The organism is Salinibacterium sp. G-O1 (genome assembly GCF_030063305.1).
Lineage (GTDB): Bacteria > Actinomycetota > Actinomycetes > Actinomycetales > Microbacteriaceae > Rhodoglobus.
Genome location: NZ_JASISV010000002.1, coordinates 955,884 through 980,697, shown reverse-complemented (window position 1 = coordinate 980,697; position 24,814 = coordinate 955,884). Strand labels below are relative to the sequence as shown.

Here is a 24,814-nt window from a genome sequence, read left to right as displayed (position 1 = left end):
GGTGTCTCGTGTTAGTTTTGACAAGAAGTCACTGATGGCGCCAGGCCGCAGAGGCAGGGGATGATCGACTCGAAGGATATGTGTGAACGCGCTGACGAGGTGGGTCACGGCGCGTAAGTCGACCGCTTCTGTCGTGGTGATCGCGCTCGTCCTCGGCGTTCCGTTGACCATCGCGGCGCTTCATCCCGGCTTTCCTATCTCCGACGTGAAACTCACCTCGAGGGACGTCTGGGTCACCAACGGCCAGCAACTGCTGGGCGGACGCCTCAACCGCCAGATCGACGAACTGAACGGTTCGGTCGTGGCATCCAGCGCCAACTTCGAGGTCATGCAGGACGGCGACACCCTGTTTATGCACGACCCGGACACGGGTCGAATCGAGTCGGTTAACCCCGCCTCGACAGAGGTCACCTCGGCCATCGACGTTCCGATCGGCGCCGAGGTCGCCTATGGGGGTTCGGTCATCGCGATTCTGGATGCCGGCGGCAAACTCTGGGGAATCCCCTCCGTCGGCGACCTTCAGTTCAACTACGTCTCAGACAACCCGATCGCCGAGCTGGGCGAGGGCGCCCACGTCACGGTCACGCGCAACGGTGAAATTTTGGCGGTCTCCGCCGAGCAGAAGAAGTTGTATCGCGTTGCGACGCTGGCCGATGAACCAACCGTCACGGCGTTTGCTGCCGTCGGTGAATTCCAGCTCGCCGCGGTGGGCGACGCCGCTGTGGTATTCGACCAGTCGACGAACGAGCTGGTCACCGAGGGCGGGCAGAAGTACGGCATCGGCGAGGAGCCTGGGCTGAAGCTTCAGCAGACCGGCCCCGAGTCGTCGTTCGCCGTGATCGCCACCGCAGACTCCCTCGTGCGCATGAATCTGGGCTCGGGCGTCGCCGACATCGCGAACGCGGGTTTTGACAGCACGAGCAGGGAACTCGATGGTGTCGCGTCGCCGGTAAACCAGGACGGTTGCGCGCACGGCGCCTGGGGCGCCACGCAGAAGTACCTGCTGTCGTGCGAGGGTCAGGATCCCGCCCCCCAGGACATCGCAGAACCAACGCAGGGCGGGGTGCTGGAGTTCCGGGTGAATCGCACCATCATCGCGTTGAACGATCTCACGAACGGCAACGTGTGGTTGCCGAGCGAGAACATGCGACTGGTGGACAACTGGGATGACGTGACCCCGCCGGTCGAGCAGGAGTCCGAGGAAATCGGCGAGGAGAAGTCCGCGATCCAGTCGTTCGAAGACACCCTCGCGGAGCGCACGGAGACGAACCGGCCGCCCACCGCCAAGGACGACCTGTTCGGCGTGCGCCCGGGTCGAACCACAATCTTCTCGGTGCTTGACAACGACTCAGACCCCGATGGCGATGTGCTGGTGATCTCGTCGTTCGATCCCATCGCCGAAACGACGGGCAGGCTCGACCCGATCGATGGCGGCCGCGCCCTGCAGTTCACCCCGGTCGAGGGCTTCGTGGGCAGCATTTCGTTCAACTACACGGTCGACGATGGTCGCGGCGGCACGGCCTCGGCCAACGTCACGGCCCGCGTGGTTCCCGACGAGATCAACGAGCCGCCGTACTCGGTCAGGTTCCCGGGGGTCGCGGTGGAGGCCAACCAGACGATCTCATACAACGTGCTCTCCGACTGGCGCGACCCGGACGGTGACGACCTCTACCTGATCGGCGCGAACCCCAAGTCGGCTGACCTGGTCAGGTTCACTCCCGACGGGTTCATCACCTTCACGCATCAGACCTCAGAGTTGGGCGAGAAGGAGGTGCAGTTTCAGGTCAGTGATGGCAGCGGTCCTCCCGTGACGGGCAGCCTCACGGTCACCGTGGAGCCCGCGGGCACCCTGAACCCGGTCGGCACCCCCGACTTCGCCACCGCCTTCGCCGGCGAGACTGTGGTGGTCGAGCCGCTCAAGAACGACCTGTCGCCGTCGGGAGCTCAACTCACGCTGGTCGGCATGGACGAGGCGACCGGTGGCGCAGTGGCATCCTTCAACTCGGATCGTGGCCAGGTGACATTCTCGTCGTCCAACCCCGGCATCTTCTACATGAAGTACACGGTGCAGGCCGCGGCGAATTCGAGCGTGGGCATCATCCGCGTTGACGTGAGAGACAAGCCGGCCGATGACAGCCTGCCGCCGGTAGCGGTGAAAGATACCGCGTACCTGCGCGGCGAAGAGCCGGTGACGGTGTCGGTGCTGTCGAACGACGTGAGCCCGACGGGGAAAATCCTGGCCGTGCAGTCGATATCGGTGCCGTCAGACGTGCAGGCGAAGGGACTCGTCGTCGAGCTGCTCGAGGCGACGTTGATCCGCATCACATCGCCAGCAGCTCTCACCGAGCAGGTGAACTTCACGTACACGATCTCGGATGGCCTCTCTACCGCGACTGCGGGGGTGACCGTCGTGCCGGTGCCGGCCCTGACGAAACACCAGCCACCTGTCGCCGCGAACGACACGGCCACGGTGCGGGTCGGCGACATCATCACGCTCGACGTGCTGGCCAACGATTTCCACCCGGATGACACGAGCATGTTCCTCGACACCAACCTGATCACCCCGCCGACCGAGGGCATCGCGTTCGTCTCCAAGAACAAGCTTCGTTTTCAGGCACCGACCACCGCCGGCGAGTACAGGATCGACTACCGGGTGCTCGACCCGTTCGGTGAGACCGCTGCGGCGACGGCGATCATCACAGTGACGGCTCTGAACAACGACCGCAACCGCGACCCGGTTCCCGATCCGCTCGTCGGCCGGGTGCTGGCCGGTGGAAGCATCCGCATCGACGTTCCGTTGAACGGCATCGACCCCGATGGCGACTCCACCCAGCTGCTGGACTTCCCGCGGAATCCGACGCTGGGTTCGCTGAAGGAGGTAGGCAACGACTACTTCATCTACGAGTCGTCGTCGGCCGCCGTCGGCACCGATGAGTTCAGCTACCAGGTGTACGACGCGTTCGGGGCGACCGGTGAGGCGAGCATCAAGATCGCCGTCATCCCGCAACCGACCGAACTCCAGCCCCCGAACGCCGCGCCGGACAGCGTCTCGGTGCGCCCGGGCCGCATCGCCCAGGTCGACCTGCTGGCCAATGACTCAGACCCGCAGGGCTCGCCGATCAAGGTGTCGAAGACGCTCGTGGATGTGCCGGACGGAATCGATGCGGAGGTCGTGGGGCGCCAGTACCTGGTGCTGACCGCGCCAGACACCGAACAGTCCTTCTCGCTGCGCTACGAATTGACGAACGACCGCGGTGGCAAAACCATGAGCTATGTGCTGGTGACCGTCACCCCTGATGCGCCTCTGCTTCCCCCGACCGCTGACGACGTGCCCATCCTCACCAAAGAGATCGCCGGCAAGAAGTCGATCACCATCAACATCTTCGACGGCTACGCGTTCAACCCCGCCGGCAAAACCGAAGACCTCGTGGTGTCGGTCGAAGGCCCGAATGCGGGCGCAGCGGCACTGCTCGAACGCAACGGACAGATCGAGGTCACGCCTGGCGACACCCGACAGGCGATCGCGTACCGGGTGACCAACGACCTCGATGAGCTGAGCGCGATGGCGTTCATCCTCGTCCCGGCTGCGGTCGACGAGAACTTCGACGATCCGCCCGTCATCGACCCGAACCTGCCCGTCCAGTACGTGAGCATGAACGAATCCCGCCAGTGGAAGCTGGCTGACATCCTCGAGGTGCCGTCCGGCCGCGACGCGCACATCTATGACAAGTCCAGTGTCAGCGCCATCCGGAGCAACGGCGATCCCAGCTACGTCGACCAGGGAACCCTCGCCTTCACTCCGACCCTGGATTACCGTGGACCGGCGTCGATCACCTTCACCGTGTCCGACGGTGACTCGAAGAATGACCCCAAGGGTGTGTCAGCCACGCTGACATTGCCGATCATCGTCGGCGACCCCGAGTTCCGTGACACCGCGCCGGTGTTCACCACACCAAACGTGCAGGTCGAGGTGGGGGAGACCAGCCCTATCGACCTGCGCCAGTCAACCGGCCACCAGAACCCGCAGATTCTGCAGGAGGTCACCTACTCGGAGATCGCTCCGTCATCGTCGGCACTGAGCGCAAATCTCAGCGGGTCGCAACTGGTGCTGAGCGTTCCCCGCGACACCCCCAAGGGCACGACATACACCGTCGGAGTCACCCTGCGGTGGGACAAATTCACCGTGCCCGGCTCGATCAACGTGACAGTGGTCGGCTCGTCGCGACCCCTGCCGGTCGCCGTCTCCGACACCTACGAAACCAAGCGTCCCGTCGGCAGCTATGTGATGGATCCGCTCACCAACGACTCCAACCCGTACCAGACCACGGGGGAGCCGCTCACGATCGTCGACGCCACAATCACCAACGCGAGCAACGTCGGCTCGATCAGTTTCACCGGCTCCCAGATCAGGGTCACCCCAAACTCGAGCCCGCCGTACATGGTCATCGAGGTGGTGTACACGATCGAGGATGCGACGAAAGACAAAGACCGCCGCGTCAACGGAACCATCACCTTCACCGTCACCGACGTGCCTGATGTCGTGCAGAAACCCGACCGCGACGGGGGATCCGCTATCGGCGGCGACAGCTCCGCCACGATCAGGTTCGGAGCTCCCGGCACGAATGGCAAAGACATCACCAGCTACCAGGTGAGGAACGTGCAGACCGGCGGAATCACCGAGGGATGCACCGCTGGACAGGCGTGCACCATCGGCGGTCTCACCAATGGCACGCCGTACACCTTCCAGGTGCGCGCCATCAACGAGAACGGCGCCGGCGCCTTCTCGGTGGCGAGCGACCAGATCACGCCTTACGGCACGCCAGCCCAACCCACCCCGACGATCACCGTCGTCGACCAGTGGGCGCCCAACGGCGTGCTCCGTGCCGACTGGCCCGCCGTGGCGGGAACCGGTGGCACGACCACGTACTTCTGGGCCATCGCCGGTGGGCAGTCCGGAAGCACGACGGGAACCACGACGGGCAACCAGACGCTCAACGGCGGCACGTACAGGGTCACCGTGTATGCGGTGAATACCGGCGGCAAGCAGGGCGCGAGCGGGGTCTCCGCCCCGGCCACGCTCACCACGCAGGGCACCCCGGGCGCGCCGACGATCACCTCGTCGTCGCCCGCGAACGGAACGTACTCACCGTCTACGGTGACCTGGCGTTGGTCGACGGTGTCAGCCAACCCCGGGGGGTCGGCGAACCTCACCTACGAGGTCAGCTACAACGGTGGCAATTGGCAGAACGTGGGCACCGACACGCGATACGACCTCAACAATCGCGGAACCGGCGACCACACCCTGCGCGTGCGCGCCACCAATAAGTCGGGCGCGGGCAGCCCGAGCGCGGGCGAAACCGTGCGGCTCGCAGCAGAGCCGGTGCCCCCGAAGGCGTCGCTCTGCCGTGACCTTGGCGGCGGAGGCGATCAGCTCAACAACGGCTACAACGCCGACATGTTCGGCATCCGGTGGAGCAACCAGAGCGGCGGATCGCACACCATGCGGGTCGGCAGCCCCGGCAATAGCTTCATCTACTCACACACCGGCAACGGCAGCAGCGGGCAGCTCATGACCCAGAGCTGGGCGTATTCGGGTGGCACCACCAACGCCAATGTGAGGTATTGGGCCATCTTCGATGGCGTCTCGTACCCTGACCAACGTATGGCCGACATCCCCAGCTGCTAGATCGCAGCATCCCTAACCACACCCCAGAGAGAAGAACAGTGCCAGTAACACAGGAGCAGGCGACCTGGTTCGCGGATGCGTTCCAGAAACTCATCGCGAACGTCGACAAGGCGATCATGGGCAAAGACCACGTGATCCGCCTGGTGTTGACCGCGCTCATCTCCGACGGCCACGTGCTGCTCGAGGACTTCCCCGGTACCGGCAAGACCGTGCTCGCCAAGGCGCTGGCGAACACGCTCGACGGCACCACGAGCCGCATCCAGTTCACTCCGGACCTGCTGCCCTCCGACGTCACGGGCGTGCAGATTTACGACCAGGGCAAGGGCAAATTCGAGTTTCACCCCGGCCCGATCTTCGCCTCGATCGTGCTGGCCGACGAGATCAACCGCGCCAGCCCGAAGACCCAGAGCGCGCTTCTCGAGGTCATGGAGGAGGGGGTCGTTACCATCGACGGCGAGGGCCACTCGGTGGGCGCTCCCTTCATGGTCATCGCTACCCAGAACCCGATCGAGCAGGCGGGAACCTACAAGCTTCCCGAGGCCCAGCTCGACCGCTTCCTGATCAAGACGAGCCTCGGTTATCCAGACACCAAGACCGCGGTCGCGCTGCTGATGGATTCCGCAAACCGTGCCAGGGCATCCCTCGTCTCGCCGATCATCAAGCCAGACTCGATCGTGGCGATGACGGCTCTCGCGGCCGAGGTCTTCGTCGACGAGTCGGTGATGCAATACCTCAGCGACATCGTGGATGCGACGCGCAAGAACCGCGATGTCACTCTCGGCGTGAGCATGCGTGGTGCCATGGCGCTGTCGCGCGCGATCAAGACGTGGGCGATCACCCAGGGTCGCACATACGCAACACCGGACGACGTGCGAGATCTGGCCAGCGCGGTACTCGCCCACCGTCTCGTGCTCGACGCCGAATCCGAGTTCGCCGGGGTGAAGGCCGGCGACATCATCGACCGCATCCTCGTCGACATCGAGCCGCCCGCCTACCGCGCAGCCTGACGACCACGAGCACATGACGACCATCGCCGAACGCATCAGCGCGCTTCCGGCACCGCTCTCCAGGGCGGTCCGGAGGGTCGAGCGCGCCCTGCGGGTGGTGTGGGCGGTCGTCTCACCGGGCGTCAGCGCGGTGTGGCGGGTCGTGCGGCCGGTGCTCGGCGTCGTCACCCCGGTCGGCTGGCTCGTGCTGGTGGTGGCCGTCGTCGCCCTGACTCTCAGCGTTGTGTTCGGGTGGCAGGAATTCACCTACCTCGGCACCGTGATGCTCGCCGCCGTCGCCATCAGCAGCGTCTTCCTGTTCGGGCGTGCGTCGTACGGCGTAATCATCGAGCTCAATCCTCGCCGGGTGGTGGTGGGAGACCGGGCGATGGGCCGCATGCTCGTCACGAACACGAGCGCCCGAAAGCTGCAACCCACCCGCATGGAGCTGCCCGTCGGCGCCGGTATCGCCGAATTCCAGCTGCCCGGCATGGAGCCCAAGCAGGAGGTGGAGGAGCTGTTCGCCGTCCCCACCCACAAGCGCGCGGTCATCGTCGCCGGGCCAGCGGAATCGGTGCGGGGTGACCAGCTCGGGCTGCTGCGCCGCGCGCTGAGCTGGGCAGACCCGGTCGACCTGTTCGTGCATCCGAAAACCGTCAGGCTCGCCCCATCGGCGGCCGGGTTGGTTCGCGACCTCGAGGGTCAGGTCTCGAAGAAGATCACCAACAACGACATCGCCTTTCACGCCCTCAGACCGTACGTCCCCGGGGATGACCGCCGCTACGTGCACTGGCGCACGTCGGCCCGCATCGGCCAGCTCATGGTGCGGCAGTTTGAGGAGACCCGCCGCTCGCAGGTCACCATGATCCACAACACCCGCAGCGACCTATACGCCTCGGACGAGGAGTTCGAGCTCGCCATCTCGGTCACAGCGTCAATCGCCGCGCAGGTCATCCGCGACGGCACCCAGATGAACGTCGTCAGCGAGAGCGGTGTGTGGCTGACGCAGACCGTCGTCTCGATGCTGGATGCCTCGTGCCGCATCGACCCGGTCGGCAGGATCTTTCCGAGCATCCGTGAATTCGCGCGCGAACGAACCAAGCGCCTCGCCAACCCCAGCGTGGTCATCATCGTCGGAGGATCGAAGATGACCACCGCCGAGTTCCGCAGTGTGCAGTCGCTGTTCGGTTCCGACACCAGCCAGGTGGCGTTCCACGTCGACCTCGGTGCGCAGCCCAAACTCGGCGCAGTGGCGGGCCTGACGGTCATCACCGTCGGCGACCTTGCCGACCTGCCCAGCCTGGTCAGGGGGCTGAGCTCATGACCGAGACCACGATCGACGCCGCCACGAGCCGACCGATCGGTGCTGACATCCGTCGGGTGACCCCGCGCGCCTGGGCCGACATCGCGGTCTTGCTCGTGCTGACCGTCCTCGCCGTCATCGGTTTCGAGCCCTCCTTCGGCGGCTACGGATTTCTCCTCGCCGGACTGGGTGGGATCGTGCTCGGAGCAGCGACCGGCATCCTCGCCTCGATGTTCAGGCTCACCGCACTCATGACGGTGCTTGCCGCGGTGGCCGCGTACTTCCTGCTGGGAACGCCATTCGCGGTGCCGAGCCAGGCGACCCTGTTCGTGCTGCCCAGTCTTCAGTCCCTCGCCAGCCTCGCCCAGGGTGCGGTGTTCGGGTGGGCAGACATCGTCACCCTCAGCACTCCCATCGGCGCCCCGAAGTACATCGCCGTGGTGCCGTACGTCGCGACCTGGATCGTGGCGCTCGTGTCGACGACCCTGGCCACGCGCTGGCTGGCGGCGCGCCCCCGAACCGCCTGGCGCTTCGGTGTGGCGCTGATCGCCCCGCTTGCGCTGTATGTCACCGGCATCCTGATCGGCACCGACGAGCCATACCAGTCTGGCCTCAGGGGCATTGTCTTCGGAGTGCTCGCCCTCATCTGGCTTGGCTGGCGACGACAGGGCGCCACCGTTGCGCAGTCCAGCGCCTCCACCCTGCGCAACCGCAAGCTCGCGGGCACCGCCATCATCGTGGCGGGTTCCATCCTGCTCGGGGGAGTGGCCGGGTTCTGGACCGCACCACCCAACGACCAGCGATTCGTGCTGCGGGACGAGATCCAGCCACCCTTCGACCCCCTGGACTATCCGAGCCCGCTCTCCGGCTTCCGGCACTACACCAAGCAGGTCACCGACGACGTGCTCTTCACGGTGTCGGGCTTGGAGGTGGGTGACACGATCAGGCTCGCGACCCTCGACACCTTCACCGGCAAACTGTGGAACGTGACGGGTCCCGAATCGTCAGCCAACGGGTCTGGCTCGTTCGAGCTCGTGGGCCGTGAACTGCCGACGCCCACACTGATCACGCCGGTGCAACGCGACGATGTGACCTTCACGATCGAAGGCTACGACGACGTGTGGCTTCCGAGTCTCGGATACCCCACCACCCTCAGCTTTACCGGCGGCGACGCGGAGAACGAGACAGACAACCTGCGATACAACGCATCCACGGGAACGGCGGTGCTCACCAGCGGACTGCGCAAGGGTGACACCTACACGCTCGACGCCGAGGTGCAGAAGGTCATCCCCGTCGAGCAACTTGCCGACGCGAAGATCGCGAACATCGAGCTGCCCGACATCGACGGCTCGCCCGACATCGTGACGGTGCGAGCCGGGGAGTACGCGGGCAGCGCGACCACCCCCATCGCACAACTCGAGGCGATCAGGCTCGCCCTGACCAATAACGGATTCCTCAGCCACGGCCGCGCCTCAGACACAGTTCCCTCGCGCGCCGGGCACGGAGCCGACCGCATCACCGACCTGTTCGAGCGCACCCAGATGGTGGGGGACCAGGAACAGTACGCGTCGGCGTACGCCCTCATGGCGCGCAGCCTCGGCTATCCGGCCCGCGTCGTGATGGGATACGCGCCCGAGGTCGTCGAGGGACAGTCGAGCACGCCCGTCACCGGGGACGACGTCACGGTGTGGACGGAGGTCGCCTTCGCCGGCACGGGGTGGGTTTCATTCAACCCGACGCCGGACGAAACCGACATCCCGCAGGACCAGGTACCGAAGCCGCAGAGCGAGCCGCAGCCGCAGGTGCGCCAGCCCCCGCGCGCCGACAACGACGACGAAGACCTGCTCTCGCCGGTCGAGCTCGAGGAGTCTGACGACACCGACAAGGAACTGGGCTTCCTGCTGCCGGGATGGGTCTGGGTGGTGGCATTGAGCATCCTGATCCCCGCGATCCTCTTCTTCACACCGATTTTGATCATCGGCGCAATCAAGACCCGTCGTGCTCGCAAGCGCCGCACGATGGGCGCACGTCACGATCGGGTCGCCGGAGCGTGGGAAGAGCTGACCGACCGGTACTCGGAGCTGGGTTACGTCGTTCCACCCAAACTCACCCGCATCCTGGTGGCAGACAGTCTCGAGCAGCAGGTGCAGGCGCCGGAGGCGTTGCGACTGCGCGGTCTCGCCATTGCAACCGACGAAGCGGTGTTCTCGGGTCAGGAAATCGACGAAGCGCGGTCTGAGATCGTGTGGACCGAGGCGATGGCGGCCGTCGCCGTCGCCCACGCGACCCTCGGCCGCGGTCGACGCTTGCTCAGCAGATTCCGCGTGCGGTCGGCTCGGGACTGGATTGCGCGCAAAGGATCCGGGACATCATGAGCGTGACGACAGACGACGATGACGACATCCCGGGCCTGCTGCCCGATGGGCGGCCGGATCCCGCGTACCCCGCGTCGCTCGGCATCATCCGCGCAAGCGCAGGACGACGTTCCGCAGCGTTTGCCTTTGACGCGGCTTTCTTCAGTGTGTTGCTTGCTCCGGTGCTCATCGGTGCGGTTCCCCTGATTCTCGGAATCGTCTCAGAACGGCCGGACCCGTCACGATGGGCGACGCATCCCGACTTCCTCACCGTGGTGGTGTTGTGGGCGATCAGCCAGGGGCTCGTCACGATCTTCACCATCGTGCAACTGAGCCTGCACGGGGTAAAGGGCGTCACTGCGGGCAAGGCCATGATGGGCATCCGCTCGGTCAGCGTCTTCACCTTCGGCAAGCCCGGATTCTGGCGGATCGTTCTTCGCGCGCTGGTGATGAGCGCGGCCTTCACCGTGGTGCCCTATCTGGGCGTCGTGCCCTTCCTGCTGTCGCCGTTGTGGGATCCCGAGAAGCGCGGCCGCGGCTGGCACGACAGGATCGGCCGCAACTGGCTCATCGATGCTCGTCGGGGGCTGGACCCATTCGATTCGAAGGCGCTGCGTAACGCCAGACGGGCGCTGACGGCGCCGACCATACCCGAGGGTCAGGATCTGCCCTCCCTGGCAACGGGAACGGCGTGGGCTGGACCAACTTTCGTGCCCTCGGCCCGCTCCAGCTCGGGCGTGATCTCCCATGCCGGGAGCGACGTGCTGCCGAAGCAAGCCGAATACACCCCGCCGAGCAGCCCTGCCGCCCGCGCCGCGACTACACCCGGAGCCAGCATGGTGTTCGACGACGGTACCGTCCTGACGGTGACCGGCTCGGGGCTTCTCGGCCGAAACCCCGAAGCCCGGGTGGGTGAGGTTGTCGATCACCTCTTCCGCATCGACGATCCGCACCGCCAGCTCTCCAAGACGCACCTGGCGTTCGGGATCGACAACTCAGGTTTCTGGATCATGGACTGCGGGTCGAGCAACGGCACGTTCCTCACCACCAACTCCGGCGCCGTGCTTGCCCTCACGGCGATGGAAAAGTCGCGGGTTCCGTCGGGCGCCGTCGTCGAGGTGGGCGACAGGACCTTTACAGTCAGGGAAACTCCGTGAAAATCAAGCTCTCGCTCAAGCGCAGTTCCGGCGTGCTGGTTGACATCGTCATCACGGCAGACTCGACCGCAACGGTCGCCGACGTCGCGCGCACCATCGCCGAAACCGATCCGATGTCGTCGTGGAGCGGGGTCGCCGGAAGTGCTGCCCTCACCCTCGCGGTGGCTCCTCCCACCGACGCGGCGCTCGTGCAACTGCCTGCCGACCTGCTGATCGGCGAGGCGAAGATCGGCTCCGGCTTCATCGCGTCGGTGATGCCGATCGATGCTCATGCCCCCAAGCGCGGCGCCGCGGCCGCACTCCTTCGGGTTCACGCCGGTCCCGACGCCGGCAGCGAATACAGGCTCGACTCCGGCCACAGCACCATCGGCCGCGACGCCTCCGCCGATGTCGTGCTCACCGACCCGCTCGTGTCGAAGCTTCACGCCCGCATCGAAATCGGCTCACGGTTCGAGCTCGTCGATCTGAACTCGGCGAACGGGCTGCTGGTCGACGGCGGGCTTGTTCCCCGACTGCGACTCATCCCCGGCACACTGGTGACGCTGGGCGACACCGACATCTCGGTCATCCGCATGGCAAACAGCGACGACGAAGTTGACCCGGTGCTCGAGCGTGGTGGCGGCCTCATGTTCAACCGGTCGCCGCGAGTCGAGGTGAGGTATCCCGGAACCGCCTACCCGCAGCCGACGATTCCCGCCGAAGCGCAGCCCAGGCTGTTCCCCTGGCCGATGCTGGTCGCCCCGATCATGCTCGGCTTCACCATGTACATCCTCACCGGCCGACTGCTGTCGCTCGTGATGGTGGCCATGACGCCGATGATGATGCTGGGAAACGTCGTGGGCCAGCGCCGAAACGCCGGCCAGAAGCTCACCCAGGAGATCGATACCTTCGAGACCCAGGTCGAGGCGCTGGAAGACGAGCTCACCATGCAGGTGGCCGTGGAACGCGAGCGTCGCCACGCCGAATCACCCCCGGTGGCACTGATCTACGAACAGGCGATGAGGCTCGGATCGCTGCTGTGGACCCGCCGTCCCGAGCATTGGAACTTCCTCGGTCTGCGCCTCGGGGTGGGTCGTGCGCTGAGCCGCAACACGATCGCGCTGAACGAGAACGTGCAGGGCATACCGAAGTATCAGCGCCAGATCGACAAGCTGCGCACAAAGTTCCAATACGCCGAGCAGGTGCCGATCCTCGAACTGTTGCCCAGTGCCGGTGCGATCGGGATTGCCGGCCCGCGTGAGGCCGTCGCCGATGTCGTGCGGGGACTGGCCGTTCAGCTTTTCGGCATGCACGCCCCGAACGAAGTGATAGTCGCGTCCATCGTCGACCCGTCGTGGACACCGGAGCTGGAGTGGCTGAAATGGCTGCCGCACACCTCGAGTTCGCGATCACCCTTCGCCGAGGGAGCGCTCGCCGACAGCCAATCGGCGGCAACCGCGCTACTCAACGGCCTGGAAGAAGCCGTGATGATCGGAGGGCCCGCGCATGCGAGCCTGAGAGGACCGCTCAAGGCCGAAGAGGCTTCCATGCAACTCGGAGCCCGCGTCGGGGAGTTGACGGCCACGCGTTCGGTGATCACGGGTGACCTCACCCTCGTGCTCTTCGTGTCAGCGGATGCGCCGGTCGACCGTCCCCGTCTGACCCAGGTGATCGAGCGTGGCAGCGACGCTGGCATCTACACGATCTTCTTCGGCTCGACGGTGGAATCACTCCCGGCGGCCTGCCGCACCTACGTGGATGTGACCCAGGGACTCGACAACGCCACCGTCGGGTACGTGCGTTCGGGCGAGCGGATCGAGAACGTGCAGATCGAGGGAGTCTCGAACGCGTACGCCGAGGTCTTCGCCAAGCGTCTGGCCCCCGTCATCGATTCGAGCACCGTCGCGGCGGACTCCAGCGACATCCCGCGCAGCGTCAACCTCCTGTCGCTGGTGGGCACCGATCTCGCCGAGGTTCCCGGAAGCGTGGTCGAGAGGTGGCGGCAGAACAATTCGATCCTCGATCGAAGCGGCACCCCATTGCCGCAGCTGAAGCGCGCGGGAACTCTCAAGGCCTTCGTGGGTCAGGCCAGTCCGGATGCGATGACCCTCGACCTCCGAACCCAGGGGCCACACGCCCTGGTGGGCGGCACGACCGGAGCGGGAAAGTCGGAGTTTCTCCAGGCGTGGGTGCTCGGGATGGCCGCCGAGTACAGTCCGGATCGAGTGACCTTCCTGTTCGTCGACTACAAGGGTGGGTCTGCGTTCGCCGACTGTGTCGAACTTCCGCACACCGTGGGGCTGGTCACCGACCTGAGCCCCCACCTGGTGCGTCGGGCCCTCACCAGCTTGCGCGCCGAGCTGCACTTCCGCGAGCACCTGTTCAACCGCAAGAAGGCGAAGGATCTGCTCGAGCTCGAGAAGCGGCGGGATCCCGAGACGCCACCCGCGCTCGTGCTCGTGATCGACGAGTTCGCGGCGCTCGCGGGGGAGGTGCCCGAATTCGTCGATGGCGTCGTCGATATCGCCCAGCGCGGGCGTTCGCTGGGCATCCACCTGATCATGGCGACGCAGCGGCCCGCCGGCGTCATCAAGGACAACCTGCGAGCGAACACCAATCTCAGGGTCGCGCTGAGAATGGCAGACCAGTCCGACTCCAAGGATGTGGTCGGGGACCCGATCGCCGGAACCTTCGACCCATCCATTCCCGGCCGCGGTATCGCAAAAACCGGCCCCGGACGACTCGTGTCTTTCCAGTCCGCCTACGCGGGTGGGTGGACCAGCGACACCCCGGCCAAGGCCGAGGTGAAGGTCGCCGAGCTGCGGTTCGGCTCCTTGATGGCTTGGGAGAGCGGCGGCGAGCGGGAATCCGATACACACGACGAAGACCTCGGCCCCACCGACCAGAAGCGACTGGTCAAGAGCTTCATCTCGGCCGCCAGCGACGCCCACATCCCCATCCCTCGGCGTCCGTGGCTCGATGACCTGCCCGCGACCGTCGACATCGTCTCCCTGCCCGTCGGCAGCGACTCGAAGATCCTGCTCGGCAAGGCCGACGTTCCCGAACGGCAACTGCAGGAGGCCCTCTACTTCTATCCTGATCGCGACGGCGCCATGCTGATCTACGGAACGAGCGGATCCGGCAAGTCGACGGCGCTGCGCTCGATCGCGATCTCGGCCGGGATGCGTCCCGATCTCGGGGCCGCCGAAGTCTACGGTCTCGACTTCGGATCGGGGTCGCTGCGGTCGCTTGAGGCTCTTCCCCATGTCGGGTCGATCGTCTCCAGTGACGATCCCGAACGCATCCAGCGCCTGATGCGCATGATCGGCGACGCTCTCGACGAGCGTGGCAAGAAATTCAGCGCGGTGAATGCCTCGAGCCTGAGCGAATACCGGCGGATCACGGGCGAGAACGAATCCCGGATCCTGCTGCTCATCGACGGCTTCGGCCCGTTCAGAACCGAATGGGAAGCCACCTCGCAGCGCGTTCCGTTCTACAACGTGTTCATGCGCATTCTTGGCGAAGGTCGCCCGCTCGGCATCCACGCCGTCGCCACCGCCGACCGCTCCGGAAGTGTGCCCACCGCAGTCAGCGCGAACGTGTCGCGCCGGGTGATCCTTCGACTGTCCGAAGAGACCGCGTACCAGATTCTCGGCGTTGCCAAGGATGTGCTCAACGACCAGTCCGCGCCGGGCAGGGCCATCGTGGAGGGTGTGGAGACCCAGATGGCCGTGCTGGGGGGAACAACTAACGTCGTCGAGCAATCGAGGCTTCTCGAACTTCTGGCGAACGACCTCGTGAAACTGGGCGCGCGACCGGTACCGGAAGTGGGATCGCTTCCCACCCACTTCTCATCCGCGACAATGCCGGCTTCCATCGCGGATCAGCCGGTGCTCGGAATCGCCGAGGACACGCTCCAGGCGCGCGGATTCGAACCGACCGGCACGTTCAGTGTCACCGGACCCCCAGCCAGTGGCAAGACCACCGCCATGCGGTCGCTGATCGCTTCCATGCTGCGGTTCGATCCGGAGGTGCGACTCTTCCACATTGCGGGGCGGCGGGCTCAGCTCGGCGACGCCGCGAACTGGGTGAAGAGCGCCACCACGGTGGAAGATGTCAAGGCTCTCGCGAAGGAGATCACCGAGGTCGCGGTTGATGAAACCTACCAGGACCGAATCATGGTGGTCATCGAGAACGTGCCCCAATTCGCGGATACCGATGCGGAACGTGCGCTCAAGGAGTTGTTCCAGACGATCAACCGCAGCGACCACTTCCTGATCGGAGACGCCGACGTGGCGCAACTCTCGAGTGGTTTCGGGTTCATCGGCGACTTCAAGGCGGGTCGCAGGGGCATCGCGCTGAAACCTGACTCCTATGACGGTGACTCCGTCTACAAGACGGCGTTCCCCAAGGTGAAACGCAGCGACTTCCCCGAGGGGCGCGGAATCTTCGTGCAGAACGGAAAGATCGTGACGGTGCAGATTCCGCTGGAGGACGGCCGTTGAGGGTGGGCAGCGCTACCCATCGCGCCGGGCGATGGGCACCAATAGCCTTCTGGAGAAAGTTCTGGTTGTCGCAGCAGTGCTGCGGAACTGAGTGAGGAGCACACCATGGGTAATGACGTCGAGATTCCGTACGAGGTTCTCAACGAGCTCAGCGGATCGTTGAAGCAGATCATCGTCGAGTTCGAGAACGCGAAGAACAGGTCGGATGCCCTTGAGGCGGCCATCGGCAACCCGCTGGGCCGCAACTCTCTCCGCAACCAGGCGAATTCGTTCGAGCACCAGTGGGACGACAAGCGCCAGACGCTGGCAGAGGATGTAGCCGACATATTGGAGCACGTCGAAGGGGTTGGCAAGGGCTGGGTCAACTGGGATCTGGAAGCGAGCCAACAACTGGAACTCGACGACAACGAGTCACAAAACCTCCCGAAGGCGGAATAGCAATGCACAACTCACCCCGCAATCACAGCATCGAGAAGATCTCCGGCGACGCGTCCGTCATCTACCAACGCGGCGTCGACATGGAGAATCTGGGGATGCAGATGCGCGAGTCGGCGCTCATCCTCGAGAAGATCAAGAACGGAACGGAGGGCAAGGGCTATTCCGTCGAGAAGATCAAAGACAACGTCAACTCCCTGCACACCGATCTGGGGCGCGCCGGCGAGCTCTACGAGCCGAGCGGTCGTGTCGTCCGCACCTACGGCACTGCTCTGTCGTCGGCCCAGACGGTGATCGACAGCATCGTCGAAAACTGCGAAACGCTGTGGACCGCCTACCAGAACGCCCTTGGTAACCTCACCGACGCCACCTCCGCAACCGTGCCCGCTGACGAAACGCCGGAACAGAAGATCGCGCGTGAAACCGCGAACGGCGAGCTGGGGAGCGCGAAGAATGCGGCATGGAAGGCCTGGCACGATGAGGCCACTCTGTACGACGCCCCCTACGAGACCTGGGATGAGGCCTACGAGAACGCGGTCGAGGGTCTGAAGGATGCGAATGAGGATGGTGTGAAAGACACCTTCTGGGACAATCAGCTTCCCTGGATCGAGATTGCACTCAACGTGCTCGCCGTCGCCGGAATTGTGCTCGCGATCGCCGCTGTCATCATCGGTGGCCCGCTCATCGCCGCTTTCGCAGCGATCGTGGCGATCGCAACCCTGGTGCTGACGATCGTCAAAGTCTCGAGGGGACGTGGCAGCGGGTGGGACATCGCCATCGCCGTGGTGGGAGTCATCCCCTTCGGGCGACTCGCGCAACTCAAGGGCGTTTTCAAGGGCACCACGAAGTTCTCTGTGTTCCTCAAGGGCTTCGGTGCCGATGCGATCGGGCTCACCGGTATTCAGCAATTCCGGGCCGCGCGGGGCCTGCCGTCCCTGATCGACAACACGACTCTCGTCAACCAGGCGGGGCGGAGGTCGGGAAACTTTGTCAACCGCAATGTCGGTGCGCTGGGGGACGAGATCGCCGATCTTTCCAGCTTCTTCGGCAAGCCGTCTCTCAACCCTTCTGTGCTGCGCAACCGGCTTCTCGGCGGCGGGTCTGCCGACATGGCTGAGGGAATGGCGAACGCCTTCGGTGGACACAAGCCGACCATCGTGCGTCAGATGGATGCACTTCTCAGCGGCTCGGCGCTCGACGGGCTCCAGGACGCCCTCTCCGGTCTCGACAAGGGAGCGAATGTCATCGATACGCTGGTGAAGCCTGGCATCGAAGTCCAGGGACTCATCTCGGGACTGATGGATTCTCATTCGGATTCGGACTCGATGGGAAGCTGGCAGCGCGAGTTGGCCAGCAACTAGTTCGATGTGCTCAGGAGTAACGACATGCCCACGCTTGATCTGATCTACGAGTCGCAGCGGTGGCTCATGCTGCCATTGGAGTTTCCCGATGGCCCAGACGCGAGTCTGGAAGAGTGGACCAGGCGAATCGCCGGGAAATATAAGGTTGCTGCCGAGTGGAGCGAGCCTCCCTACGACGCACTCCTTCCTCGTCATCTCGAGGATCAATTCACCTCGATCAGTCCCGAGCGCACCGCGGCATTGTGGTACTGCCCATATGGTCTTCCTGCGGTCGCCTACGTGCACATCGCGCTCAGCGCGCGACCGGGCGGAGAGGACGTCACGGCGGAATCCCTCGTCTCCGAATTGAGCAGTGAGATAGTTTTCGAGCTGCAGCCGGTGACGACAGCTCATCTTGGCGATGGGGTTGCCTTCAGCCGGATCAGAGCCGGCGAAACGTCCGCGACGGGAGGCGACGACCTTCCCGGCTACGCCGAAGCCGTGTACGTCTTCCTTCCGGGCGAGTCGATGCTCGTGGTGACTGCCCGCAGCATCGACCCCGCGGTGATCGGGCTGATGGGCGAAGAGCTGTGGAACATCGTCGAATCCATGGTGATCAATGACTGACTCAGTGCCGATTGCAACCTCGGCCCTCGAAATGCCGGGCTATCGGCTTCTCTTCCCGCAGGGTTGGACTCGCTTCGGAGTGGACGAAGACTCGGAGCGCGACGTGCTGGTGCGCACCCGGGCGAAGATCAAACGCATGGCTCGACCTGACATCGATTTCGCCCTCACCGCCTCAATCAAGAGTGCCTTTCGCCAGCTGCGGTCGATCGACGCACTAGCGATGTATCTGCCGGTGGATGTCGCTGAGGATTCGGTGATCCCCATGTCAATCACGGCTTCGAGGCTTCTCGATCCATTGGGCTTACCGCTCGACGATCGCATCACCCAGGTGTTTCGCGACTTCGGTGGTGACTTTCTCGGTTCCGACCGCAAGATCGTGCGATGGCGGCGAACCATCCGCAATCTTGACGGGCTTCCCGGCGCGATCAACGAGCAGGTGAACTACGCCATCCCGGTGGCCGGAACGGGGCGCAAGCTGGGGCTGCTCCTGTCGGCCTCGATCATTCAGGATGCGCAAAAGACAATCGATGACGAGACTCTCGAAGCGATCATCGCGCTCAGCGATTCGATAGTTGCGACGTTTACCTGGGTGACCGGTCGGGAGCAGTAGTTTTCGACACTGGACCGCCGAATCTCGGCTGCCGCTCCCATCCGCTGACAAACCAGGATATTCGGCGGCGGCGGGTGTAGATCATAGGGTCCGGATTCCACGCGCGTGAGATCGCGGTCGCCAACAGCAGGAATCCGGGAACAGGGGTAAGGCGGCCCACACTGACCTTGGTGATCCGCCGACGATCACGCGGCTGGCCCCGCCCGACTAAACCCCGGTTGCGGAGAATGTCGGCGCTGGAATCGAAGGCATCGCGCAGGGTGTCGCGCTCGTCGCGCGGAAGGGCATCGAAATGCTCGATGATGCGTTCAGCGTGACGGTTGCCCAATTCCAGCACCCGGGCGCGCAGGGTGCGAACGCGCACGTCATCGGCGCTGTCGACCACTCGAGTGAGTTCCGGATGGCGCGCTCGCCGCACCCACCGAATGATGCAGTACAGCACACTGACGCTGAGCACTGCGGCGGTGAGGTTCGCCCAGAGGGGATCGACTCCGATGTCCTGCCGCACCCTCAGATACATGACGACAAGAGCAGGAATTCCCAGAACCGCGGGCAACCATGCAAGATCCTTGCGTGGTGGAACACCCGGCCTGAGCGGAAAGGCTCGAATCAGTTGGGTCAGCACCGCCACCGCAAACAGGGCGAACGAGACGACGATCAGGTATTGCCAGGACGAGTCCGGGAAGCGGGAGGCACCCACACTGCGTCCTCCGATGGGAAGCATGATGCCAAAGGCGACCGCAGTGGCGAAAAAGTACACCCAGAACAGAACGACAGCGAGGCGCGGGTGAGGGGGTCTGGCGTACGCAGGCCCGGCGTGCTCGGCGTCGTACTGCGAGATCGCCGATGAGGCTCCCGACTCGAAGCGCTCGAGCTCTGCGGTGACCGTCGACTGGTAGCTGGGCACCATCGCGATGATCAGTGCATCGAGTTCATCACGACGCGCAGAGTAGTGTCGGCGGCTCACGGTGGACGCCCACGTCGCGGGGTCGGGGGAGTTGCTCACGGACTCAACCGTACCCACCCGGGGGCGACCCGCGAACGTGGGTACCACTACCCATTGAGCGGTAGTCAGTATCTGGGTACCGTTGCAAACACCACCAGAAAACGGTCCAGAGTTCGGACCAACCTGAAACGGAAAGGTAGAACAATGGCAGATTTCGGAGCCTCCTACGCGGAGATGGAGTCAATGGCGAGCAAGCTCGCCACCGCACGGGACAACATTCAGGACCAGCTCGACCAGCTCAAGTCACAGGTCGACGAGCTTCTCGGCAACGACTTCAAGACGCAGCACGCGTCTGGCAAGTTCGGAGACGGATACACCGAGCTCACCACCGGGCTCAAGACCGCTACCGACGGAATCGGCGACATGGGCGAGGCGCTGAGGGGCATGATGCAGGCCATCAAGGAACTCGACGAGGCACTCGCCGGCCGCTAACAGCCGGAAGGTTTCGAGAGGAAGGGGAGGCGCACAGCGCCTCCCCTTCCCTGTTGTGTGCCAGTGTCTTATCGACCACGCTAAAGTTTGGTCGAAAGAAGCAGCGAGCAACGGGGAGTGTGGATGGCAGGCAACGAAGGGTTCATCGAACCCCCGCCGTGGCTCACACCCCCAGCGTCCACGCCCTCCGCCCCGAATGACGAACCCTCGCGCAGCGTCGAGCCCGAGGGCGACGAGGTCATCGTCCTTCCGCCGGGATTAGCAGACTCCGCGACGTTCAAATTGCCCGCCGAGCGGTTACGGACTCCACCATCGAAACCCGATGTCGTGTTCTTTCCGGCACAGCCGGGTGTCTCCCCTCCTGTTCCGATTCAGGATCCGGAAGCGGAGCAGCTGGATGACGCGACAGTGCATGTGAGCCGCCCGCAGAGCGCGTGGCGGCTCGTGTTCGAGGGTTCACCGCCCGTCGTTGTGGGCCGTGTGCTCTTCCTCGGCCGCAATCCCGTCGCAACATCGGGGCATGAGAACGCGCCGGTGCTGGCGATTACGGACGCGGCGAAGTCGATCTCGAAGACGCACGCCATGCTCGAGGTCGATGCAGACACGCTGTGGGTTCACGACCTCGACTCGACAAACGGGGTATGGATCATCCAGGAGGGCACGGATGCGATCGAGGTGCTGCCAGGCGAGCGCGTCGCTGTGCCCCCCGGCGCCGACCTTGAACTGGGTGACCTCGTGATTCAGGTCGAACACTCCTGACCGGCTCCCCAGCCACCTCGGTGATACCCTCGACACATGTATTTCGGTCGACTTCTTCTTCATTGCCGCGACGAGGCTTAGCCACCTGCCTCCCTCGTCGCGGAGTCTTGTCTGCGTAGACATTTCACGGCTGGGTTGATCGAAACGAAGAAGGACATGATCCATGACTGAAACAACTCCCAAAACTCTGGCCGAGAAGGTCTGGGAAGACCACCTCGTCGTCAAGGGCGAAGATGGCACCCCTGACCTCATCTACATCGACCTGCACCTGCTGCACGAGGTCACCAGCCCGCAGGCCTTCGACGGCCTCCGGCAGGCCGGCCGCGGCGTGCGTCGCCTCGACCTGACGATCGCCACGGAAGACCACAACACCCCGACGCTGGCAATCGACAAACCCATTGCCGACCTGACCAGCCGCACCCAGATCCAGACCCTGCGCAACAACGCCGCCGAATTCGGCGTACGGCTTCATTCGCTGGGCGACATCGAGCAGGGCATCGTGCACGTCGTCGGCCCGCAGCTCGGCCTGACGATGCCGGGAATCACTGTCGTCTGCGGCGACAGCCATACGTCTACTCACGGCGCGTTCGGCGCGATGGCGTTCGGCATCGGCACCTCGGAGGTTGAACATGTGCTCGCCACTCAGACCCTGCCGCTGAAGGCGTTCAAGACGATGGCCGTCACGGTCGAAGGCACCTTGCGCCCCGGAGTCACGTCGAAAGACATCATCCTCGCGGTCATCGCGCAGATCGGCACCGGCGGCGGCCAGGGCTACGTCCTGGAGTTCCGCGGCAGCGCCATCCGGTCCCTCTCCATGGAGGGTCGTATGACCATCTGCAACATGTCGATCGAGGCTGGGGCGCGAGCCGGAATGATCGCTCCGGATGAGACGACCTACGCCTACCTGAAGGGCCGGCCACACGCGCCGGAGGGCCAGGACTGGGACGACGCGGTTGCCTACTGGAACACGCTGCCCACCGACGATGGGGCCGTCTTCGACGCCGAAGTATTCCTCGACGCGAATACTCTCGAGCCGTTCGTCACGTGGGGCACGAACCCGGGCCAGGGCGTCTCGCTGAGCGACGCCGTGCCCGACCCGACCGCGTACGACGACGTTAACGACAGGGCCGCCGCCGAGCGCGCCCTCGAGTACATGGACCTCGATGCCGGCACCCCGATGAAAGACATCAGGGTCGACGCAGTGTTCATGGGCTCCTGCACCAACTCGCGCATCGAAGACCTTCGCGCCTTCGCCTCCATCATCCAGGGCCGCACGAAGGCCGACGGCGTCCGCGTCATGGTGGTGCCGGGTTCCGCCCGAGTCCGGCTTGAGGCTGAGGCAGAGGGCATCGACAAGATCGTGGAGGAGTTCGGTGCAGAGTGGCGATTCGCCGGGTGCTCGATGTGCCTCGGGATGAACCCGGACCAGCTCGCGCCGGGCGAGCGCTGTGCATCCACCTCCAATCGCAACTTCGAGGGCCGACAGGGCAAGGGGGGCCGAACCCACCTCGTCTCGCCGCTGGTCGCGGCCGCTACGGCCATCCGCGGAACTCTCTCCAGCCCGTGGGACCTCGACAACAGCCCGTTGCCCGAAACCGTCGCGAAGGCAGGCGTCTGATGGAAAAGTTCACCACCGTCACCGGAATTGCGGTTCCGCTGCAGCGCTCGAACGTCGACACCGACCAGATCATCCCCGCGGTCTTCCTCAAGAGGGTTACCAAGACCGGCTTCGAGGATGCCCTGTTCCACGGTTGGCGCCAGGATCCTGAGTTCGTGCTCAACCGTGAGCCCTTCACCAGGGGCACCGTGCTGGTGGCCGGGCCGGACTTTGGCACGGGCTCCAGCCGCGAGCACGCGGTGTGGGCGTTGCGGGACTACGGATTCAGCGTGGTGCTGAGTTCACGGTTCGGTGACATCTTCCGTGGCAACTCCGGCAAGCAGGGGCTGCTCGCGGCCCAGCTCTCGGAGAAAGATATCGAAACGATCTGGTTGATCATCGATGAACAGCCTGGCATTGAAGTGACGGTCGACCTCATAGCGAAAACTGTGACTGCAGGCAAGTCCAGCTTTCCTTTCGAGATCGATGATTACACTAGGTGGCGTTTGCTTGAGGGTTTGGACGACATTGGCCTGACCCTGCGCGATGAAGCGCGAATCACGGAGTTTGAGGCAACGCGCGAAAGCTGGCGGCCGAAAACTCTACCCGTTCGCTGAACGGGTAAACCGACATTCGATGGCTTTTGCTATTGCAACACAGAGGTGAGCATGAATTCTCTTACGAAGGATGCCCAGAAGGCGGCCAAAAGGGTTGGGCTCCAGTCAGACAAGATCGTCATCAACGGCGGCAAGCCGCTGGTGGGACGCATCGAGCTGCGCGGCGCGAAAAACCTCGCCACGAAGGCGATGGTTGCTGCACTGCTGGCTGACACCCCCAGCGTGCTGAAAAACGTTCCAGTGATCAGTGACGTGATTATCGTCACGGGCATGCTTGAGGCGTACGGCGTCTCGGTGGGCGATGACGGCGACGGCAACCTCACACTCGACCCCAGCAACGTGCTCAAAGCGCACTTCTCGCAGATCGATGCCCTCGCGGGTTCCAGCCGCATCCCCATCCTGTTCTGCGGCCCGCTGCTGCACAGGCTCGGCGAGGCGCTCATCCCCGACCTCGGCGGTTGCCGCATCGGCGACCGGCCCATCGACTTCCACATGGATGCACTGCGCGCGTTCGGCGCGGTCGTCGACAAGAGCTACGAAGGCATCCGACTCACCGCCCCCAACGGCCTCAAGGGTGCCGAGATCGATCTGCCGTACCCGAGCGTCGGTGCGACCGAGCAGGTGCTGCTGACCGCCGTTCTCGCGGAGGGTGTCACCGAGCTCAAGAACGCCGCGATCGAGCCCGAGATCATGGACCTCATCGCGATCCTGCAGAAGATGGGCGCGATCATCTCGGTCGAGCCGAACCGCGTCATCTTCATCGAGGGTGTCGAGAAGCTGCAGGGCTACGAGCACCGCGCACTCTTCGACCGCAACGAGGCAGCGAGCTGGGCCTCGGCAGCACTCGCAACCGAGGGCGACATCTTCGTCGGGGGCGCGAAGCAGCAGGAGCTGATGACGTTCCTCAACATCTTCCGCAAGGCCGGGGGAGCGTTCGACATTCACGAAGACGGCATTCGGTTCTATCACCCCGGAACGCCGCTGAAGCCCGTGGTCGTTGAGACCGACGTGCATCCTGGGTTCATGACCGACTGGCAGCAGCCGCTCATCGTCGCGCTGACGAAGGCCGAAGGGCGTTCCGTGGTGCACGAGACCGTGTACGAGAACCGCTTCGGCTTCACCGACGCGCTCATCTCGATGGGGGCAGACATTGTCGTGCACAAGGAGGGACTCGAATCGGTGAGCCGCCGGGTGCCGCGTCGACCGCTCGAGCAGGCCGCCGTCATCACCGGTCCAACCAAACTGCACGGTGCCGAGATCGAGATCCCTGACCTGCGCGGTGGCTTCAGTCACCTGATCGCAGCGCTCACAGCCGAGGGGCAGTCCACCGTCTCGAACGTGGGCATCATCAGCAGGGGCTACGAGCACTTCATCGACAAACTGGAGCTACTCGGCGCCGATTTCGTCTACGAGGGGTAGCA

General features: G+C 64.5%; 16 protein-coding genes. 15 read left to right on the top strand and 1 reads right to left on the bottom strand.

Features of this window, described 5'->3' with window-relative positions:
* The first annotated feature begins 82 nt into the window (after positions 1 to 82).
* The 10 genes from QMG83_RS11150 (at position 83) to QMG83_RS11105 (ending at position 18,982) form a co-directional block, all read left to right on the top strand.
* Positions 83 to 5,686, top strand: a complete 5,604-nt coding sequence (locus QMG83_RS11150) for an Ig-like domain-containing protein (RefSeq protein ID WP_283505429.1) — start codon at positions 83 to 85, stop codon at positions 5,684 to 5,686.
* 38 nt (positions 5,687 to 5,724) lie between these two features.
* Positions 5,725 to 6,693: an AAA family ATPase gene (locus QMG83_RS11145; protein ID WP_283505428.1), complete on the top strand. Its 969-nt coding sequence runs from the start codon at positions 5,725 to 5,727 to the stop codon at positions 6,691 to 6,693.
* Positions 6,694 to 6,706: 13 nt separating this feature from the next.
* Positions 6,707 to 7,996, top strand: coding sequence for a DUF58 domain-containing protein (locus tag QMG83_RS11140; RefSeq protein ID WP_283505427.1), 1,290 nt, complete (start codon positions 6,707 to 6,709; stop codon positions 7,994 to 7,996).
* Positions 7,993 to 10,350: a transglutaminase TgpA family protein gene (locus tag QMG83_RS11135; RefSeq protein WP_283505426.1), complete on the top strand. Its 2,358-nt coding sequence runs from the start codon at positions 7,993 to 7,995 to the stop codon at positions 10,348 to 10,350. Before QMG83_RS11140 ends, QMG83_RS11135 begins: the two co-directional genes overlap by 4 nt.
* On the top strand, positions 10,347 to 11,486 hold the full coding sequence (locus tag QMG83_RS11130) for an RDD family protein (protein WP_283505425.1): 1,140 nt from the start codon (positions 10,347 to 10,349) through the stop codon (positions 11,484 to 11,486). The genes QMG83_RS11135 and QMG83_RS11130 overlap by 4 nt, the downstream gene beginning before the upstream one ends.
* Positions 11,483 to 15,970, top strand: a complete 4,488-nt coding sequence (locus QMG83_RS11125; RefSeq protein ID WP_283505424.1) for a type VII secretion EssC family protein — start codon at positions 11,483 to 11,485, stop codon at positions 15,968 to 15,970. The genes QMG83_RS11130 and QMG83_RS11125 overlap by 4 nt, the downstream gene beginning before the upstream one ends.
* A gap of 105 nt (positions 15,971 to 16,075) precedes the next feature.
* A complete protein-coding gene (locus QMG83_RS11120; protein ID WP_283505423.1) occupies positions 16,076 to 16,408 on the top strand; it encodes a hypothetical protein in 333 nt (110 codons plus the stop codon).
* Positions 16,409 to 16,410: 2 nt separating this feature from the next.
* Entirely contained in the window at positions 16,411 to 17,766 is a 1,356-nt protein-coding gene (locus QMG83_RS11115) for a hypothetical protein (RefSeq protein WP_283505422.1), read from the top strand.
* 24 nt (positions 17,767 to 17,790) lie between these two features.
* Positions 17,791 to 18,372 carry a hypothetical protein gene (locus QMG83_RS11110; RefSeq protein ID WP_283505421.1) on the top strand — a complete coding sequence of 194 codons (582 nt, stop codon included), beginning with the start codon at positions 17,791 to 17,793 and terminating at the stop codon, positions 18,370 to 18,372.
* Positions 18,365 to 18,982 carry a hypothetical protein gene (locus tag QMG83_RS11105; protein ID WP_283505420.1) on the top strand — a complete coding sequence of 206 codons (618 nt, stop codon included), beginning with the start codon at positions 18,365 to 18,367 and terminating at the stop codon, positions 18,980 to 18,982. The genes QMG83_RS11110 and QMG83_RS11105 overlap by 8 nt, the downstream gene beginning before the upstream one ends.
* Here QMG83_RS11105 and QMG83_RS11100 read toward each other — a convergent pair.
* Entirely contained in the window at positions 18,954 to 19,988 is a 1,035-nt protein-coding gene (locus QMG83_RS11100) for a hypothetical protein (RefSeq protein ID WP_283505419.1), read from the bottom strand. The genes QMG83_RS11105 and QMG83_RS11100 overlap by 29 nt on opposite strands.
* A gap of 144 nt (positions 19,989 to 20,132) precedes the next feature.
* On the opposite strand from QMG83_RS11100, the gene QMG83_RS11095 reads away from it, so the two are divergent.
* The 5 genes from QMG83_RS11095 to murA all read left to right on the top strand — a co-directional run bounded on the left by QMG83_RS11095 (position 20,133) and on the right by murA (position 24,812).
* Positions 20,133 to 20,420 carry a WXG100 family type VII secretion target gene (locus tag QMG83_RS11095; RefSeq protein ID WP_283505418.1) on the top strand — a complete coding sequence of 96 codons (288 nt, stop codon included), beginning with the start codon at positions 20,133 to 20,135 and terminating at the stop codon, positions 20,418 to 20,420.
* Positions 20,421 to 20,543: 123 nt separating this feature from the next.
* A complete protein-coding gene (locus QMG83_RS11090; protein WP_283505417.1) occupies positions 20,544 to 21,179 on the top strand; it encodes an FHA domain-containing protein in 636 nt (211 codons plus the stop codon).
* Positions 21,180 to 21,342: 163 nt separating this feature from the next.
* Positions 21,343 to 22,797, top strand: coding sequence for a 3-isopropylmalate dehydratase large subunit (gene leuC, locus QMG83_RS11085; RefSeq protein ID WP_283505416.1), 1,455 nt, complete (start codon positions 21,343 to 21,345; stop codon positions 22,795 to 22,797).
* Positions 22,797 to 23,393 (top strand): 3-isopropylmalate dehydratase small subunit, encoded by a 597-nt coding sequence (gene leuD, locus QMG83_RS11080; RefSeq protein WP_283505415.1) that lies wholly within the window; start codon positions 22,797 to 22,799, stop codon positions 23,391 to 23,393. Before leuC ends, leuD begins: the two co-directional genes overlap by 1 nt.
* A 51-nt stretch (positions 23,394 to 23,444) precedes the next feature.
* A complete protein-coding gene (gene murA / locus QMG83_RS11075) occupies positions 23,445 to 24,812 on the top strand; it encodes a UDP-N-acetylglucosamine 1-carboxyvinyltransferase (RefSeq protein ID WP_283505414.1) in 1,368 nt (455 codons plus the stop codon).
* Positions 24,813 to 24,814 lie beyond the last annotated feature (2 nt).

What these genes read in the sequence shown, in the direction of transcription:
- QMG83_RS11105 (WP_283505420.1), top strand. Translation starts at nt 18,365, where the DNA reads ATGACTGACTCAGTGCCGATTGCAACCTCGGCCCTCGAAATGCCGGGC.
- QMG83_RS11090 (WP_283505417.1), top strand. Translation starts at nt 20,544, where the DNA reads ATGGCAGGCAACGAAGGGTTCATCGAACCCCCGCCGTGGCTCACACCC.
- leuD (WP_283505415.1), top strand. Translation starts at nt 22,797, where the DNA reads ATGGAAAAGTTCACCACCGTCACCGGAATTGCGGTTCCGCTGCAGCGC.
- QMG83_RS11135 (WP_283505426.1), top strand. Translation starts at nt 7,993, where the DNA reads ATGACCGAGACCACGATCGACGCCGCCACGAGCCGACCGATCGGTGCT.
- QMG83_RS11130 (WP_283505425.1), top strand. Translation starts at nt 10,347, where the DNA reads ATGAGCGTGACGACAGACGACGATGACGACATCCCGGGCCTGCTGCCC.
- QMG83_RS11110 (WP_283505421.1), top strand. Translation starts at nt 17,791, where the DNA reads ATGCCCACGCTTGATCTGATCTACGAGTCGCAGCGGTGGCTCATGCTG.
- leuC (WP_283505416.1), top strand. Translation starts at nt 21,343, where the DNA reads ATGACTGAAACAACTCCCAAAACTCTGGCCGAGAAGGTCTGGGAAGAC.
- QMG83_RS11140 (WP_283505427.1), top strand. Translation starts at nt 6,707, where the DNA reads ATGACGACCATCGCCGAACGCATCAGCGCGCTTCCGGCACCGCTCTCC.
- QMG83_RS11115 (WP_283505422.1), top strand. Translation starts at nt 16,411, where the DNA reads ATGCACAACTCACCCCGCAATCACAGCATCGAGAAGATCTCCGGCGAC.
- murA (WP_283505414.1), top strand. Translation starts at nt 23,445, where the DNA reads ATGAATTCTCTTACGAAGGATGCCCAGAAGGCGGCCAAAAGGGTTGGG.
- QMG83_RS11120 (WP_283505423.1), top strand. Translation starts at nt 16,076, where the DNA reads ATGGGTAATGACGTCGAGATTCCGTACGAGGTTCTCAACGAGCTCAGC.
- QMG83_RS11095 (WP_283505418.1), top strand. Translation starts at nt 20,133, where the DNA reads ATGGCAGATTTCGGAGCCTCCTACGCGGAGATGGAGTCAATGGCGAGC.